This is a genomic window from Paenibacillus sp. PvP094 (genome assembly GCF_040546835.1).
Lineage (GTDB): Bacteria > Bacillota > Bacilli > Paenibacillales > Paenibacillaceae > Paenibacillus > Paenibacillus illinoisensis.
The window spans coordinates 5,367,680-5,383,521 of record NZ_JBEPOM010000001.1 but is presented as its reverse complement, the minus strand read 5'-3'; the positions used below and the strand labels follow the sequence as shown (position 1 = coordinate 5,383,521).

Genomic DNA, 15,842 nt, shown 5'->3' with positions numbered 1-15,842 from the left:
ATTCCGATCCGTTTGAAGGGAGCCCACCTGCATGAAAACAATGAAAGTAGGCATTATTGGCTGTGGTAAAATCAGCAGTATTTATATGGAAAACTGTCACCGATTCGAAATCTTAGATCTGGTTGCCGTGGCGGATATTGACCGCAAGAGGGCTGAAGAGCAGGCAGCAGCCTATAACGTTCCGAATGTATACACGGTTGATGAGATGTTGGCCAATCCGGAGATTGAACTGATCATCAATTTAACGATTCCTGCTGTCCACGCAGATGTATGTTTACGCTCTCTTGAAGCGGGGAAACACGTCTACGTCGAAAAACCACTCGCCGTTACACGCGAGGAAGGGCAGGCTGTTCTGGAAACAGCCAAGCGCAAAGGATTGCTGGTAGGCTGCGCACCTGAAACTTTCTTCGGATCAGGCATTCAGACCTCACTCAAACTGGTTGAAGATGGCGTTATTGGCAAACCTGTAGCTGCTACGGCTTTCATGATGAGCCGAGGACATGAACATTGGCATCCTGATCCGGAATTCTACTACGCTTCAGGCGGCGGACCGATGTTCGATATGGGTCCTTACTATCTGACAGCATTAGTGCAGCTGCTGGGTCCGATCAGCTCCATTGCTGGCATGACAGGCAAAGCGATGGAAGAGCGTACAATCACAAGTGAGAAAAAGAGAGGTCAAACCATCCCCGTTGATATTCCAACGCATGTGGCAGGATTATTGCAGTTCGAGCAGGGTGCCATTGGCACGCTGATTACGAGCTTTGATGTTTTTGGGGGAAGCGCACTGCCACCGATTGAGATCTATGGCACGCACGGCACGCTGCAGGTACCCGATCCTAACACATTTGGCGGCCCTGTACGTTACCGTTTGCTGGGTGAACAGGAGTGGACGGAGGTTCCTCTTCTTCCGGGCTATCAGGAAAATACACGCGGGATTGGTGTAGCTGATATGGCGTATGCTGCTAACAGCGGCCGCGCTCACCGAGCGAGCGGAGAGCTTGCCTACCATGTTCTTGAAGCGATGTGGGCATTCCATGACTCTTCCGATGAGCAGACTTTCTATAAAATGAGAAGCACCTGTCAGCGTCCTTCCGCTCTGCCAGAAGGTTTGGCACTATATAGCCTTGATCAATAATTTTTATATGCAGCATGCTAATACAAATACAAGCAGCCCTGTCTTCCGCTCAAGGAAGCAGGGCTCTTCGTTTGTTTTGATCTTACAAATTGATCGTATAAACCACATTTAAGGCTCAAATCCCGTCTGACTGATCCAGATCTCATGTTCCGCAAAATGCTCTCTCATCCGTTCCTCGACGATCTGATAGGCCTCAGGTTGATACCAGTCTTCTACGCCTAACTCCTGATAGAGCGACTCCATGCCCAATCTGCGCGTGCGTTTCCCTTGACTGCCATCGCCCATGAAGTAATCATCGATACATATACGTTGAACCAGAGGCCGAAGGAGGGAAGGAAAGTTATCGCTGCTCGGAAGTACAGGGGCAATCGCAACCTGAGTAGCTATACCTGCATCCCTTAGTTTTTCCAATGCATGTAATCTACCGGGAATGGGTGGTGCAGCCGGACTAAAGTGTTTGCGAATATCATCCCGATCCGTCTCAATCGTCATGCTGACACGCACACGGTCACCTAATTGCTGCAGCAGGTCCATATCCCGTGTAACGAGAGGACTGCGGGTTTGAACCAGAATGAAATCCGGAGGATACTGTATCATCACTTCGAGCAGTGAACGGGTAATTTGCTCCTTATATTCGACAGGCTGATATGGATCGGTACTGGATGACATAAATATCGTCACTTTACCTTTGGAGCGTGCACGTTTCAACTCTTTGGCAAGTACGCTGGCGGCTTCCTGCTTCACATCAACCCAGCTTCCCCAATCCTGCTTGCGGAATAAAGAAACGGGCATTTGCCTGACGTAACAGTAAGAGCATCCAAAGGCACAGCCTGTATAGGGATTTAGCGTGTGAGTATATCCGTTAAGGAAACCGGTCCCTTTGTTCAACAGAGTCTTTGGTGTTTTATATAAATATTGGGTCTTCTTCATTGGTGTTGCTCCTGTTCCCGGTAATGAGCAGGTCTCTGCCCTGTAAGCTTGCGAAACACGGCACTGAAATAGGCCGGATTAGTGATGCCTACTTGGCGACCGATATCCGAAATCGAGAGTGTAGTGCTCACAAGCAATTTTTTCGCTTCGGTCATCCGTGTGTTCTGAATATATTGCACCGGAGTTATGCCCGTAATCCGCTTGAACACACGATGCAGATGATACGGGCTACCATGGCTGATCTGGGCAAGAATATCCAGAGTAAGAGATTCTGAATAATGATGGTTAATGTAGTTCGTTACAACGGAAACCCATTCCTGATCAGGAACACGCTGTCCTGTAGGTTTGCAGCGTTTGCATGGTCTGAATCCTTGTACCAGTGCATCTTCAGGATGATGGAAACCCAGTACATTTTCGTATTTCGGATCTTTGGATTTGCATGAAGGTCGGCAAAAAATACCTGTCGTCCTGACACCATAATAAAATTTCCCGTCATAGGAGGCATCATTGCTGATAATGGCAGTCCATTGCGTTTCATCTAATGAAAAAGAAGGGAACTCTTGTTTATCCGGAAGCTTCATAGGGATCACCTCACGACACATTATACCCTTGTATAAAAGATGTTCAACCAATTCTCGCATGAAATAGCAAGATCTCAATGGCAAGCAGACAACTATCCTTTCCGTTCAAGGGAATGAAATATGCTACAATGAGCAGGATGATGTACATGCGAAATTCATTCACGAAAGAGGTAGGTAATAATGGTTCGTTTCGGAGTTGTAGGTACTAACTGGATTACAGAACGGCTTCTTGAAGCTGCATCACATGTGAAGGGATTTGAATTGACAGCTGTCTACTCACGGACAGAGGACAAGGCGAATGCATTTGCAGATCAATATAATGCCAAGCATCGATTCACTGACCTGGAGGACATGGCAGCGAGTGACACGATTGATGCGGTCTACATTGCTACACCCAATACATATCATGCTGATCAGACGGCGCTGTTTCTGAGAAATGGCAAGCATGTATTATGCGAGAAGCCACTTGCAGCCAATGCTGCAGAGGTTTCTCATGTGATTAACACAGCTCGCGATAACAACGTTTTGCTAATGGAAGCGATGAAGTCAACGCTGGCTCCCACCTTCAAAATGGTACAGGCCCACCTGCACAAAATTGGACCTGTGCGCAAATATATCGCGGGGTACTGTCAGTATTCATCCCGTTACGACAAGTACAAAGAGGGAGTTGTGCTCAATGCATTCAAGCCAGAATTTGCAAACGGAGCATTAATGGATCTTGGGGTGTACTGTCTGTACCCGCTAATCACCTTGTTTGGTGCACCAAATCAGGTTCAAGCTCAGGCCATCATGCTGGATTCAGGTGTCGACGGACAGGGCAGTGTACTTCTTGGCTACGATGGGATGGAAGCCGTGGTGACTTACTCCAAGATCTCCAACTCTCATGTGCCAAGTGAAATTATGGGAGAGCGCGGCAGCATTATCATTGATAAAATCGGATCCCCCGAACATGCGGAAATACGATACAATGACGGTACGGTTGAACTGTTGACAGCCGAGCAGACCTATCCAGCCATGTATTACGAGGTGGAGGAATTCGTTAACCTCGTTCAGCAGGGGAAACAGGAATCCGAGCAGAACAGCTATGAACGTTCCTATGAAACGATGCAGGTCATGGATCAAATCCGCAAGCAGATTGGTCTGGTTTTCCCGAACGATTAATGGAATAACAGGAAAGTGAGCTGAGACGAGATGAGTAGAGAAGAGCAGCAACAGAACAAGAGTCTAGGTCTTGAACTGGAGAAGATTATTTTCATTGGACGAACGTATGAGGAATATATGTCAATGTTCAACCTTACAGCAGAAGATCTCCGTGGCAGATCCATTCTAGATTGTCCGGGTGGGGCTTGTTCATTTAGCAGCCTTGCCCGCAGGCATGGCGTAAATTCCATGGCAGCAGATATTGCATACGAACACGAAATCGACAAATTGGAACTGAAAGGGCAGCAAGACGTCGAACATACCATCGAGCAATTGGAACAGGTGCGTGACAGATACAAATGGGACTATTTCGGTTCAATAGATGGCTTGAAGCAAGCAAGAATGAGTGCACTTCGGGATTGTACGGCAGATATGAGGAGCTTTCCCTTGCAGTATGTCTATGCAGAGCTTCCCGTGCTGCCTTTCACTGACGAACAATTCGATATGACGTTATCTGCGCATTTTCTGTTTACGTATGCAGATCGATTGGACTTCAGCTTCCATAAGCGAACCATTCTTGAATTGCTGCGTGTAACAAGACAGGAGCTGCGGATTTTCCCTATAGTCGATCTGTCTGGTAAACGTTATGAACATATGGACGAGATCCAGTCCTTTCTGAAGAACCTTGGATTCAGTGTTACAGAAGTCAGCACGACGTATGAATTTCAGCAAGGAGCCCATACGATGCTCAAAATTACAAAACCCGAATCCTAAGTCATGTGATAAGAGGTCTTTCCGTCCTTGAAACACAGGTTAACTGTTGTGTTACGGGGTATATTTGTTGTAATACTGCAAACCTCGCTATAATATATGAAACACCAGAAGAGGGTAGGAGGTCTATCGGATGAAAAAGGTACTCATTCTTGGCGGGACGCGCTTTTTCGGCAAACGTCTGGTCGATCATTTGCTGTGGGAAGGAAAATCGCAAATTACCGTTGCGACGCGCGGCAAAACGAACGTGGACTTCGGGCCGGAAGTGAACCGGATCAAGATGGATCGGGAGGATCCGCAATCTCTAGCTGAAGTGGCACAGATTGACCAGTGGGATGTGGTGTATGATAACATCTGTTATTCACCGAATGCGGCGAAGTCGGCGTGTGAGGCTTTTGCGGGACGGACCCAAAGATATGTACTTACATCAACGCTATCCGTTTACGGCGATCCCAAACCGGGATTCACGGAAGAGGATTTTGATCCGTACACGTATCCCGTGCAATACGGTAGCCACGAGGACTTCTCCTATGGAGAGGGCAAGCGGCTAGCGGAGGCTGTGTTTTTTCAGGAAGCGAGTTTCCCGGTCGTAGCGATGAGAATTCCAATTGTACTTGGAATAGACGACTACACGAGAAGACTGCATTTTCATATTGAACATGTGCAAAAAGGAAAGCCAATTGGCATGCCGAATCCGGACGCCGAGATTGGATTTATCAATTCCACGGAAGCAGCCAGATTTCTCGCTTGGTTGGGGCATTCGTCGATTACCGGACCTGTAAACGCCGCTTCGAAAGGCTCGATTACGCTGTCTGCCATGATGAATCTGATTGAGACAGTCACAGGCATGCAGTCCCAAGTGTTACGCGAAACCGTTCAGGAGGATATGTCGCCCTTCGGTATCTCGGAATCATGGACGATGGATACAACCAAGGCAGAGCAGGCGGGATATACCTTTGAAGCACTGATGGACTGGTTTCCGGGTCTCGTACGTGAAGTGGCACTGGCGCTGCAATCCGAAGGTTAAATTTGGTAAATAAGCATAAAGGTAAAACAGGACGCTGGGAGTGAGTAACTCCTTGGCGTCCTGTATTTTTTATACTACTTTAAGTCCAGACATACGAAGCCTATCATGATCCCAATGGTTTCGATTGCCCTAATGGTACGGAAGCTGAAGCACGGATACGCAGTTCGGATGGGAGAATGACCGTTTGCGGATCAGTCGGTGCGGTTCCTTCAATTCTGTCGATTAGCATATGCATGCCTTTGGCTCCAAAATCATAGGCAGGCTGCGCTGCTACAGTGAGGAAAGGATCAAAAGCGGAAGCCAGATCCAGATCGTCAAAACAAACGACGGAGATATCTTCCGGTACACGCAGCCCTCTTTTACGCAGCAGACGAATGACCCCAATCGCGAGCATATTATTCGCTGCAAAAATAGCCGTTGGCTTATCCGGCTGCATAAGTAACTGTTCCATTCCAGCCTCATCACTGAAATCACGATAGCCCGTCCGAAGAACAAGCTTCGGATCAACCTTAACTCCTGCTTCACGTAACCCCTCAGCATAGCCCTCTTCACGTAATCTTGCCGTAGAAACCTCGGAAGAGCCGTTAACGAGTGCAATGCGGCGGTGACCCAGTTCCGTCAGATATCGGATCAATAGAAGTGCACCTTGCCGGCTGTCCCCCGCAATGACATCCGATGTGATCCCTGGTACTGTCCTATCCAAGATCACAAACGGGATGTTCCTCTCATGTAACTGCTGCAGATGATCCAGGGAGCGGTCGCCCGCCGGGGCAAACAGGACTCCGTCTACACGCGTTGACAGAATCGTCTCCACATAGTTCTTCTCCTTGTTGTAATCTTCATCACTATTCCCGAACAACAGACGATATCCACGAGCGTTAGCTGCATCCTCGGCTCCGCGTGCGAGTGTCGTATAAAATGGATTGGTGATATCGGTAATCAGCAGAGATAACATCTGTGTTCGCTGAAGTACAAGGCTGCGTGCATTCGAATTGGGGATATACCCGAGTTCATCAATAACCTGCTGTACGCGTTCCCTGGTGGCCGTGCTGATGCGACCTGTTTGATTAATCACTTTAGAGACCGTCATGGCAGAAACATTGGCTTTCTTGGCAATATCATAAATCGTGATCAATAGAATCTAACCTCTCATAACATAGTCTTACCATTCTATAGGATAATGCCGATTGACAGCAATATGGGCGCGTGCTATGTTAGGGTTACCGATAACCCAAAGTGAAAAACGAACCATTTTTCAGCAAATCCTTTCACAGTATTCATTCTTTTTTTGCTTTATACATCCGTTCCTGCAGAGAGACAGGACTGCATCATGGTGATCCATACATAAAGTGAACTCTTGTTCAATTTTAATTTGTAAACGCATTCATTCAATAAGTTGCTCTCTTCTCCAGGACAGGCGCACCAATGGGTATCGGGATTATATCGTCATGGTCTGACCGCTTTAACTGCATCCTGAAAGACAAACGTGAAATCAATTCGTACCTATCCAGAAACCACTTGAAGGAGGACGTTTTAGTATGACACATCAGGATTACCGTTATAAACAGGCTTTTCCCAAGATTGGTATTCGTCCCACCATTGACGGCAGACGCAAGGGAGTACGTGAATCCCTGGAGGAACAAACGATGCGGATGGCAACATCTGTAGCTGAGCTGCTTACGGCAGAACTTCGTTATGCGGACGGCTCCCCGGTCGAATGCGTCGTTGCCGAATCCTGTATTGGCGGTGTAGCCGAAGCAGCTGCGGCGGCAGAGCTGTTCAATCGTTCGAATGTTGGTGTCACCATTACGGTTACTCCATGCTGGTGTTATGGTACGGAAACGATGGATATGTCTCCATCCATACCTACGGCCATCTGGGGTTTTAACGGTACGGAACGGCCTGGCGCAGTCTATCTGGCAGCCGTACTCTCTGCCCATGCTCAGAAGGGGATTCCGGCGTTCGGAATCTATGGGGAGGATGTTCAAGATGGCGGGGATACGACCATTCCAGATGACGTCCGTGAGAAATTGCTTCGCTTCAGCCGGGCGGGTCTTGCAGCCGCTACGATGAAAGGGCGGGCCTATCTGTCCATTGGCTCGGTATCCATGGGGATTGCCGGATCCATCGTGAACGATTCCTTTTTCCAGGAATATCTCGGCATGAGAAACGAATATGTGGACATGAGCGAGTTGACCCGGCGGATTGAGGAAGAAATCTATGATCCGGAAGAGTATAAGTTGGCACTGGCTTGGGTGAAAGAAAATTGCATTGAAGGACCGGATAACAACCCGACCCATCTGCAAACAGACCGCATGCGGAAAGAGTATGAATGGGAAACTGTTGTGAAAATGACTCAGATTGTACGTGATCTGATGGCAGGCAATCCGAGATTGGCAGAACTCGGTTTTACAGAAGAATCGATGGGTCATCACGCGATTGTATCCGGCTTCCAGGGTCAGCGGCAGTGGACGGATCATTCGCCTAATGGCGATTTCCTGGAGTCGATCCTGAATTCATCCTTTGACTGGAATGGCAAACGCTCCCCTTATCTGGTGGCCACAGAAAATGACAGCCTGAATGGTGTGTCCATGCTGTTCGGCTCACTGCTCACTCATACAGCCCAGATTTTTGCAGATGTACGTACGTATTGGAGTCCGGACTCGGTAGCACGTGTAACAGGACATCAATTGGAGGGAAAAGCGAAAGACGGAATTCTCCACTTGATCAATTCAGGTTCCGCGGCACTTGACGGTACTGGACAGCAATCCAGAGACGGTAATCCTGCTCTGAAGCCTTTCTGGGAAATTACAGATGAAGAAGTTCAGACCTGCCTGCAGTCGACATCATGGAGACCTGCCTCAGTCGAATATTTCAGGGGGGGCGGTTACTCCGCTGACTTCCTGACCAAAGGCGGGATGCCCATCACGATGACACGTCTCAATCTGGTTAAGGGTCTTGGTCCTGTACTGCAGCTCGCGCAAGGTTACACCGTGGATCTGCCTGATGAAGTGCATAATACGCTGGACCAGCGGACGGATCCGACTTGGCCATCTACATGGTTCGCTCCGATTTTAACAGGAACAGGCGCATTTACCTCCGTTTATGAAGTCATGAACCAATGGGGCGCCAACCACGGCTCGATCTCATACGGGCACATCGGAGCAGATCTCCTAACCCTGGCTTCAATCTTGCGGATTCCGGTGAGTATGCATAATGTACCGGAGTCCGAGATATTCCGTCCACGGGCATGGGGGTTATTTGGAACAAGTGAACCGGAAAGTGCAGATTATCGTGCTTGCAGCGTGTTTGGACCTTTATACCGTTAGACGATCCTGTCAGACGCCATATTCTGCCTAATCAGAATATGGCGTTCTTCCAAAGGAGGAGGCAAGAGAGATGGGAAATAAGGCAAACCATGTGCTTGCTGCTGACTATGGTGCCGGAAGCGGCCGGGTGGTCAGGGGAAGTTTTGACGGTGAGATGCTTGCGTTACAAGAAGTACATCGATTCAGTAACGATCCCGTTCAGCTTGCGGACGGATTGTACTGGGATTTCTTAAGACTGTTCCATGAACTGAAACAGGGCATTGTAAAGGGCACTCAGGGATTAACTCACCCGGTGCGCTCCATTGCCGTGGACACATGGGGTGTTGATTATGGCTTGGTGGATGGAGCAGGAAGATTGTGCGGGAACCCACGTCATTACCGGGAATCACGTAATGCCGATTGGATGAAAGAGACGCTGCGTATGGTTAATGAAGAAGATCTGTATACCATGTCCGGCGTCCTGCCTCAGCAGATTAATACGGTGTTCCAATTGGTTGGAAGCTTACGGGAAAATGCTGAATTACGTCCGGATATACGGATGTTATTCATGCCGGATCTGTTTCACTTTTATCTCTCGGGACAGCATGCCTGTGAATATACCATTGCTAGCACAAGCGGACTTTTGCATGCCGGAGAGGACCGCTGGAATGAATCCTTGTTTGGCCGCCTCGGTTTACCTGAAACACTTTTCCCACCCATTGTTCGGCCAGGCACTGTGCTGGGACGATTAACAGATGATCTGTGCGCAGAGTTAAGAATCGAACCCATGCAAGTCATATCGGTGGGCTCTCATGATACAGCCTCAGCACTTGCAGCCATTCCTGCGTCAGATCCGAATTTTGCTTTTATTAGCTGTGGAACATGGTCATTAATGGGCATGGAACGCGACTCACCAGTATTGGATGAACGCAGCCGAGGACTGGGATTCACCAATGAAGGGACGGTCAGTGGCAAGACAAGAATTTTGAAGAATCGGTCAGGTCTATGGCTTCTGCAGGAGTGCAAAAGGCAGTGGGAACGGGAAAATCATATTTTCAGTCATCAGGAACTGGTTCACCTCGCATCATCGGCTCCAGCGCTACAAAGCTTTATCCTGCCGGGGGATGCGATTTATCTAACACCGGGTGACATGCCTGAACGAATACGCCAGCAGTGCAATGCCACCATGCAAGTTACTCCGGAAACAATTGGAGCGATTGTACGCTGCATTTTGGAAAGCCTGGCTCTGGAATTCAGGCAGACTCTGGATGAACTTGAACTTGTCACGGGGAGCCGACCCAACGTTATTCACATGGTAGGCGGAGGTGTTCAGAATCGTTTACTGTGTCAGTTTACAGCGAATTCCACCGGTATTCCTGTTGTAGCAGGGCCAGTGGAGGCAACTGCCGCCGGGAATTGCATGGTGCAATTCCTGGCCCATGGCGAAGTAGGCAGTTTGTCTGAAATCCGGAAGATTGCCGCCGCTTCCTTCACTCTGGAAACCTATGAGCCAGAGGATAACCTGCTATGGCAGGAAGCCTATGAAATCTATCAAAAACTGAATGGGCGGTTAACGAAGGGATTGAAATAAAAAGAAGTTAAGGGAGTGGAGAAACACATGACTGAACAGCTGGTAAGAGAAGAACTGACCAAATATGCCCGCAGATCGGTAGCGCAGGGTCTCGTGGTTGGGCCTGGAGGCAATCTGAGTGCCCGTTCGGAAGGGACGATGCTGCTCTCTCCGAGTGGTTATGCACTTGAGGATATTGAACCGGAGGAGTGGATTGCGGTTGATATCGGGACAGGTGAGACCCGGGCGGGATCAACACGTCCTTCCTCAGAAGTGTTAATGCATCTGTACAGCTATCGCGTGAATCCCGATATTCAAGCGATTGTTCATACGCATCCTGCATATACGATCGCTCTGAGCCTCGTGTACGATGAACTGCCTCACCTTTTTCCGGACCAGTCTGCACTTGTAGGGGACGTCGGTTTCATTCCTTACGTTCTACCCACGACCAAACTGCTGGCCGATGCAGTCGCTGCTAAGGTGGACTCCCATTCGGCCCTCATTCTTGTCAATCATGGACTGGTCACGACAGGAAAAAATTTGCGAGAAGCCTATTATCGAACTCAAGTGGTGGAGGAAAGTGCGAAAGTGTACATGATTGCCAAGGCAGCTGGAGAACCAAGGGTTCTTACGGCTGAACAATATAAGGAGATCCAATCTCTGGAGAGTGAAGCGTATCGTATCCAGTTGTTGCAACAGCTCAAGTCGTAATACCAAGAGTATCCATATAGAGTGTATTCGAACTATTTCGTCATAATTCGACATCAACAGCAAAAAGCTGAACCTTATTCCGACACCTATTGCAAATCCTGAAAAACCGAGTATAATACTTGGTAAATAGACGAAAAGGGGATGCAATAAACGATGAAAACACATGCTGAATTGAACTCACTTCTTGTTGACGATTATCTGGATCTCCTGAACATAGCGACACAGTTAGGTGACGATGAGTGGAAGAACTCCATTCTGCAAGCACTTAAAGAAGAAGTGGACGCTAATCGTCACTTGGATTCTCAAGAAGTACGCCAGGATCTCTGGACCCAGTTTGAAGGGATTAATGAACAGATGCATGATCTCTTAATGCAGCTCAAACATGCGGATTCCACTGAAGAGAAAGAGCAAATCGTTGAAATGATCTGGGGGTTGAAAGTGGACCGTAATGCCATTACCCGCAAACTTGAAACCATAAGCCGTGCCAGTGCCGGTCAACAATAATCAGATATCATTCTCTATTATATAAAAGCCCGCTATGTCACCCTTATACTTATAGGGGAGCATAACGGGCTTTACTTTTTTTATTTCATGATTAAAACTGCTTCGCTGCAGTTCGAGCCTGTTCAATTGCATCCTGTTTTATCTGATCCGCCCGTTCTCTGAATTGGTTGTGACCTTCAATGAAGATCCCATCCAGCTTGGGTACACCCAGGAATGACATGATGATGCTCAGATATCGATGCCCGGATTCCGTTTGAGCTGCAGGACCTTCGGAATAAATGCCACCACGGGCCTGAATATGCAGTGCCTTTTTATTCGTCAAAAGTCCGATCGGACCTTGCTCTGTATAGCGGAACGTTTTGCCAGCCACACATATGGAGTCAATGTACGCCTTCATGATTGGAGGAAATGAGAAGTTCCACATCGGAGTCACAAAAACATACTTGTCAGCTGATGCAAACTGATCCGATAGCTCATTCAGACGACTTACCTTGGATTGCTCTTCCGCAGTGAGTTCACTGCCGGATTGGAGTTTACCCCAACCACTGAACACATCGGCATCAATATGCGGGATGTTGGAGCGATACAGATCGAGATGGACAACCTCATCCGATGGATTGCTTTCCCGGTATGCATCTATAAAAGCTTGACCAGTGGCCATACTGAAGGAGGTCTCATGATCATGTGGATGGGCAGTAATATACAGTAGGGTTGGCATAGAATACTTCCTCTCAGTCATGTATTTTGGTGAATTCATAATTCCTCAAACGATAAAGTGACCGCTGTAGTATTCACCCAAGAGTTCTTTTTATGCTTGGATTTCACAAATCTTCTCATATGTCATTAGCTACAGAAGGAATAGTGACCTGGTACTTCATGATGTATAATAAACTGGACTAGCAGTGAATTAAAATATGAATCAGTATGGAACAAGAATTGCAAACGATACCATGGATGAGTGAGATGATTGCAAATGGGAATGGATCTGGAGAAACAACGATTAAGCATTGAAGCAGCCAAATTGTATTATCAGTCGGATTACAGCCAGCAGGATATTGCCGTTAGGCTGGGGGTGTCTCGTCCAACCGTATCCAGGTTGCTCCAGTATGCCAAGGACCGAGGTTATGTCCGTATTGAAATTATGGACCCGCTGGAGGACATTGATATCATTGCCGGAGAACTCAAAGCCAAATATAATCTGGATACAGCACTCGTCTGTTTTGCACCATTGAAGAGTGATGTAGAGATACAGAGGCATATCAGCAAAAGAGCTGCGGACTATCTGCAGGACACCGTACAGGATGCAGATATTATTGGCGTGACATGGGGAACAACGATGTACGCAGTGGCCAAACAGCTTCGGGCCAAACAGGTTAAAGGTGTTGAAGTCGTTCAGTTAAAGGGAGGCGTAAGTCATTCCCACGTCAACACGTATGCAGCGGAGATCGTGCATTTGTTCGCGGAAGCGTTCCATACCGTTCCGCGGTACTTGCCCCTGCCTGTTATTTTTGACAATATTGAAGTCAAGAAAATGGTGGAAGCTGACCGACACATCGGACGCATCGTAGAGCTCGGCAGGCAGGCCAACATCGCCATCTTCACTGTGGGTACGGTGAAGGAGGACGCCCTCCTGTTCAAGTTGGGTTATTTCAACGAAGAGGAACAGCAATTGCTGATGAATTCGGGTGCGGGTGATATCTGTTCACGTTTCTTTGATGCTGAGGGTCAATTGATTAGTGAAGAGATCAACAGCAGAACTGTAGGGATTGACCTGGCCGAATTACGGAACAAAGAGAAATCGATCCTTGTTGCCGGTGGTCAACGCAAAATTGAAGCCATCCACGCTGCGCTCAAAGGGCACTATGCTAACATTCTGGTAACAGACCAGTACACGGCGCAGGCTCTGCTTCGATTCTAAATCTGAGGATGACAACATCTGCCACGGAAGAATGGTGGATGTTTTGCTTTTTTAGGGCAGAAGCTATAAGCATTGTTTCGCTCACAATAGCGGGTGAACGAGAGTGAACAAAGGTTCATATTGATTTTTACATATGTTCATGTTAGTGTAAGGCTATAAATAAACAGTTCAGATAAGGGAGAGATTCAATTGACTACAGCTCAATTAGCCAAAATGATCGATCATACCTTGCTTCGTGCGGACGCAACGCAAAGCGAAATCAACCAATTGACGGAAGAAGCGAAACAGTACCAATTTGCTTCCGTATGCGTGAATCCGGGATGGGTTTCTTATGCTGCAGAGCAGCTTCAAGGCAGTGGCGTGGATATCTGTACAGTAATCGGATTCCCTCTGGGAGCTTCCACTTCCGAGACCAAAGCGTTCGAAACGACTGATGCAATCGCTAAAGGTGCAACAGAAGTAGACATGGTTATCAACATCAGTGCTCTAAAAGATGGAAAAGATGAATATGTGGAGCAGGATATTCGTGCAGTTGTTGAAGCAGCTGCGGGTAAAGCATTGGTAAAAGTCATCATTGAAACGTGTCTGCTTACAGACGAAGAGAAAGTACGTGCATGCCAAGCAGCAGTTAGAGCAGGCGCCGATTTTGTCAAAACATCCACAGGTTTCTCTACAGGTGGGGCAACGCCAGAAGACATCGCCCTGATGCGTCGCACAGTTGGACCAGATATGGGTGTAAAAGCATCCGGCGGTGTACGCAGCCTGGAAGATATGCAAAAAATGATTGAAGCAGGAGCAACTCGTATCGGTGCAAGCTCCGGCGTGAAAATCATGCAAGGCGGACAATCTACATCCTCTTACTAATAACCAGGTCGTTGATCTGTTCTCCAGAAACCGGTATGTACACCGATGATGGGGAACAGGTTCTCAACCTCTATCAAATGAACAGTTTGTAAGCGCTTCATAATTTTTCTGAAAGCTTGATTTTACTATATGCCCTTTGAGCTGAATTCAACATCTGGCTTAACTACCTTCAAAGGAGAGATCAAATGAAATTTCTGATTGCCATTCTTGGTTTACTTGTTGTTTTTGGACTGGCTTACATTGCAAGTAACGGCAAGAAGCAAATTCGCTACCGGCCGCTGGTCGTCATGATTGTTTTACAGATCATCCTCGCTTATGCTTTGCTGAACACCAATGTGGGAACATGGCTGATTGGCGGATTTTCCACGATATTTAAAAACCTTTTGGACTATGCAAACGAAGGAATTACCTTTGTCTTCGGCGGTTTAGTAAACGTTGGAGCAGAAGGCGGGAGTGGCCCGTTTTTCCTGACGGTGTTGATGCCGATTGTCGTCATCTCTGCCCTGATTGGTATATTGCAGTATATCCGAATCTTACCTTTTGTTATAAAATATATTGGTCTGGTATTAAGCAAAATCAACGGAATGGGCAAACTGGAATCATATAACGCGGTTGCTTCCGCCATTCTGGGGCAATCTGAAGTGTTCATCTCCGTAAAAAAACAAATCGGTTTGCTGCCGAAGCATCGGCTGTACACACTATGTGCCTCAGCCATGTCCACGGTATCGATGTCCATTGTCGGTGCCTATATGTCCATGATTGATCCGAAATATGTGGTTACAGCGCTTGTGCTGAACCTGTTTGGCGGTTTTATCATCGCTTCCATCGTGAATCCGTATAAGGTAACCGAGGAAGAAGATATATTGGAAGTGCAGGAAGAGGAAAAACAATCGTTCTTCGAGATGCTGGGTGAGTACATTCTGGACGGTTTCAAAGTGGCGATCGTTGTTGCAGCAATGCTCATCGGTTTCGTTGCCCTGATTGCGCTCATTAACGGCATATTTAGTGCTGTTCTCGGCATTTCGTTCCAGGAACTGCTTGGTTATGTGTTTGCACCCTTTGCGTTTATTATGGGCGTTCCCTGGAAAGAAGCGATTCAGGCGGGAAGTATTATGGCAACCAAAATGGTGTCGAACGAATTCGTCGCCATGCTGGATCTGACCAAACAAACCGCACTGTCTGCCCGAACGACAGGCATCGTGTCGGTCTTCCTCGTATCGTTCGCCAACTTCTCCTCCATCGGTATCATTGCCGGTGCGGTGAAGGGACTTCATGAGAAACAGGGCAATGTGGTGGCCCGCTTCGGTCTGAAGCTGCTTTACGGTGCATCGCTTGTCAGCGTGCTGTCTGCGATCATCGCCGGACTGTTCTTGTAAGCCG

15 protein-coding genes are annotated in these 15,842 nt (G+C 47.8%); 11 read left to right on the top strand and 4 right to left on the bottom strand.

What is annotated here, in order from left to right; genetic code table 11:
• The first annotated feature begins 31 nt into the window (after window positions 1-31).
• A complete protein-coding gene (locus ABIC22_RS24485; RefSeq protein ID WP_154894315.1) occupies window positions 32-1,138 on the top strand; it encodes a Gfo/Idh/MocA family protein in 1,107 nt (368 codons plus the stop codon).
• A gap of 108 nt (window positions 1,139-1,246) precedes the next feature.
• On the opposite strand, the gene ABIC22_RS24480 is transcribed toward ABIC22_RS24485, so the two are convergent.
• Together ABIC22_RS24480 and ABIC22_RS24475 are read right to left on the bottom strand one after the other, a co-directional pair.
• Window positions 1,247-2,068, bottom strand: coding sequence for an SPL family radical SAM protein (locus ABIC22_RS24480; protein WP_354484459.1), 822 nt, complete (start codon window positions 2,066-2,068; stop codon window positions 1,247-1,249).
• Window positions 2,065-2,649, bottom strand: a complete 585-nt coding sequence (locus ABIC22_RS24475) for a bifunctional transcriptional activator/DNA repair enzyme AdaA (RefSeq protein ID WP_354484457.1) — start codon at window positions 2,647-2,649, stop codon at window positions 2,065-2,067. The genes ABIC22_RS24480 and ABIC22_RS24475 overlap by 4 nt, the downstream gene beginning before the upstream one ends.
• Before the next feature lie 180 nt (window positions 2,650-2,829).
• Between ABIC22_RS24475 and ABIC22_RS24470 the strand changes: the two genes are divergently transcribed.
• The 3 genes from ABIC22_RS24470 to ABIC22_RS24460 all read left to right on the top strand — a co-directional run bounded on the left by ABIC22_RS24470 (window position 2,830) and on the right by ABIC22_RS24460 (window position 5,587).
• The gene (locus ABIC22_RS24470; protein WP_354484455.1) at window positions 2,830-3,810 is read left to right on the top strand and encodes a Gfo/Idh/MocA family protein; all 981 of its coding nucleotides are present in this window, start codon (window positions 2,830-2,832) and stop codon (window positions 3,808-3,810) included.
• 30 nt (window positions 3,811-3,840) lie between these two features.
• A complete protein-coding gene (locus ABIC22_RS24465) occupies window positions 3,841-4,563 on the top strand; it encodes a class I SAM-dependent methyltransferase (protein WP_354484453.1) in 723 nt (240 codons plus the stop codon).
• Between the two features lie 130 nt (window positions 4,564-4,693).
• Window positions 4,694-5,587, top strand: a complete 894-nt coding sequence (locus ABIC22_RS24460; protein WP_127540132.1) for an NAD-dependent epimerase/dehydratase family protein — start codon at window positions 4,694-4,696, stop codon at window positions 5,585-5,587.
• A 103-nt stretch (window positions 5,588-5,690) separates the two neighbouring features.
• Here ABIC22_RS24460 and ABIC22_RS24455 read toward each other — a convergent pair whose 3' ends face one another.
• Window positions 5,691-6,722, bottom strand: a complete 1,032-nt coding sequence (locus ABIC22_RS24455) for a LacI family DNA-binding transcriptional regulator (protein ID WP_354484451.1) — start codon at window positions 6,720-6,722, stop codon at window positions 5,691-5,693.
• 403 nt (window positions 6,723-7,125) lie between these two features.
• Here ABIC22_RS24455 and ABIC22_RS24450 point away from each other — a divergent pair, with 403 nt between their 5' ends.
• From ABIC22_RS24450 to ABIC22_RS24435, 4 genes are all read left to right on the top strand, one after another.
• A complete protein-coding gene (locus ABIC22_RS24450; protein ID WP_354484449.1) occupies window positions 7,126-8,916 on the top strand; it encodes an L-fucose isomerase in 1,791 nt (596 codons plus the stop codon).
• A gap of 70 nt (window positions 8,917-8,986) precedes the next feature.
• Window positions 8,987-10,486: a rhamnulokinase gene (locus ABIC22_RS24445; RefSeq protein WP_354484447.1), complete on the top strand. Its 1,500-nt coding sequence runs from the start codon at window positions 8,987-8,989 to the stop codon at window positions 10,484-10,486.
• Between the two features lie 27 nt (window positions 10,487-10,513).
• Window positions 10,514-11,176, top strand: coding sequence for a class II aldolase/adducin family protein (locus ABIC22_RS24440; protein ID WP_127540124.1), 663 nt, complete (start codon window positions 10,514-10,516; stop codon window positions 11,174-11,176).
• Window positions 11,177-11,329: 153 nt separating this feature from the next.
• Window positions 11,330-11,680 carry a hypothetical protein gene (locus ABIC22_RS24435; RefSeq protein WP_354484444.1) on the top strand — a complete coding sequence of 117 codons (351 nt, stop codon included), beginning with the start codon at window positions 11,330-11,332 and terminating at the stop codon, window positions 11,678-11,680.
• 91 nt (window positions 11,681-11,771) lie between these two features.
• Here ABIC22_RS24435 and ABIC22_RS24430 read toward each other — a convergent pair whose 3' ends face one another.
• Window positions 11,772-12,398, bottom strand: coding sequence for an FMN-dependent NADH-azoreductase (locus tag ABIC22_RS24430; protein WP_154894305.1), 627 nt, complete (start codon window positions 12,396-12,398; stop codon window positions 11,772-11,774).
• 261 nt (window positions 12,399-12,659) lie between these two features.
• On the opposite strand from ABIC22_RS24430, the gene ABIC22_RS24425 reads away from it, so the two are divergent.
• The 3 genes from ABIC22_RS24425 to ABIC22_RS24415 all read left to right on the top strand — a co-directional run bounded on the left by ABIC22_RS24425 (window position 12,660) and on the right by ABIC22_RS24415 (window position 15,838).
• Entirely contained in the window at window positions 12,660-13,598 is a 939-nt protein-coding gene (locus ABIC22_RS24425) for a DNA-binding transcriptional repressor DeoR (protein WP_127540230.1), read from the top strand.
• A 213-nt stretch (window positions 13,599-13,811) separates the two neighbouring features.
• Complete coding sequence (gene deoC, locus ABIC22_RS24420; protein ID WP_354486084.1) at window positions 13,812-14,462, top strand: deoxyribose-phosphate aldolase; 651 nt, start codon at window positions 13,812-13,814, stop codon at window positions 14,460-14,462.
• Between the two features lie 185 nt (window positions 14,463-14,647).
• Window positions 14,648-15,838: a NupC/NupG family nucleoside CNT transporter gene (locus tag ABIC22_RS24415; protein WP_154894304.1), complete on the top strand. Its 1,191-nt coding sequence runs from the start codon at window positions 14,648-14,650 to the stop codon at window positions 15,836-15,838.
• Window positions 15,839-15,842 lie beyond the last annotated feature (4 nt).

Coding starts and splice junctions, on each gene's coding strand:
- ABIC22_RS24485 (WP_154894315.1), top strand. CDS start 32: ATGAAAACAATGAAAGTAGGCATTATTGGCTGTGGTAAAATCAGCAGT.
- ABIC22_RS24480 (WP_354484459.1), bottom strand. CDS start 2,068: ATGAAGAAGACCCAATATTTATATAAAACACCAAAGACTCTGTTGAAC.
- ABIC22_RS24475 (WP_354484457.1), bottom strand. CDS start 2,649: ATGAAGCTTCCGGATAAACAAGAGTTCCCTTCTTTTTCATTAGATGAA.
- ABIC22_RS24470 (WP_354484455.1), top strand. CDS start 2,830: ATGGTTCGTTTCGGAGTTGTAGGTACTAACTGGATTACAGAACGGCTT.
- ABIC22_RS24465 (WP_354484453.1), top strand. CDS start 3,841: ATGAGTAGAGAAGAGCAGCAACAGAACAAGAGTCTAGGTCTTGAACTG.
- ABIC22_RS24460 (WP_127540132.1), top strand. CDS start 4,694: ATGAAAAAGGTACTCATTCTTGGCGGGACGCGCTTTTTCGGCAAACGT.
- ABIC22_RS24450 (WP_354484449.1), top strand. CDS start 7,126: ATGACACATCAGGATTACCGTTATAAACAGGCTTTTCCCAAGATTGGT.
- ABIC22_RS24445 (WP_354484447.1), top strand. CDS start 8,987: ATGGGAAATAAGGCAAACCATGTGCTTGCTGCTGACTATGGTGCCGGA.
- ABIC22_RS24440 (WP_127540124.1), top strand. CDS start 10,514: ATGACTGAACAGCTGGTAAGAGAAGAACTGACCAAATATGCCCGCAGA.
- ABIC22_RS24435 (WP_354484444.1), top strand. CDS start 11,330: ATGAAAACACATGCTGAATTGAACTCACTTCTTGTTGACGATTATCTG.
- ABIC22_RS24430 (WP_154894305.1), bottom strand. CDS start 12,398: ATGCCAACCCTACTGTATATTACTGCCCATCCACATGATCATGAGACC.
- ABIC22_RS24425 (WP_127540230.1), top strand. CDS start 12,660: ATGGATCTGGAGAAACAACGATTAAGCATTGAAGCAGCCAAATTGTAT.
- deoC (WP_354486084.1), top strand. CDS start 13,812: ATGATCGATCATACCTTGCTTCGTGCGGACGCAACGCAAAGCGAAATC.
- ABIC22_RS24415 (WP_154894304.1), top strand. CDS start 14,648: ATGAAATTTCTGATTGCCATTCTTGGTTTACTTGTTGTTTTTGGACTG.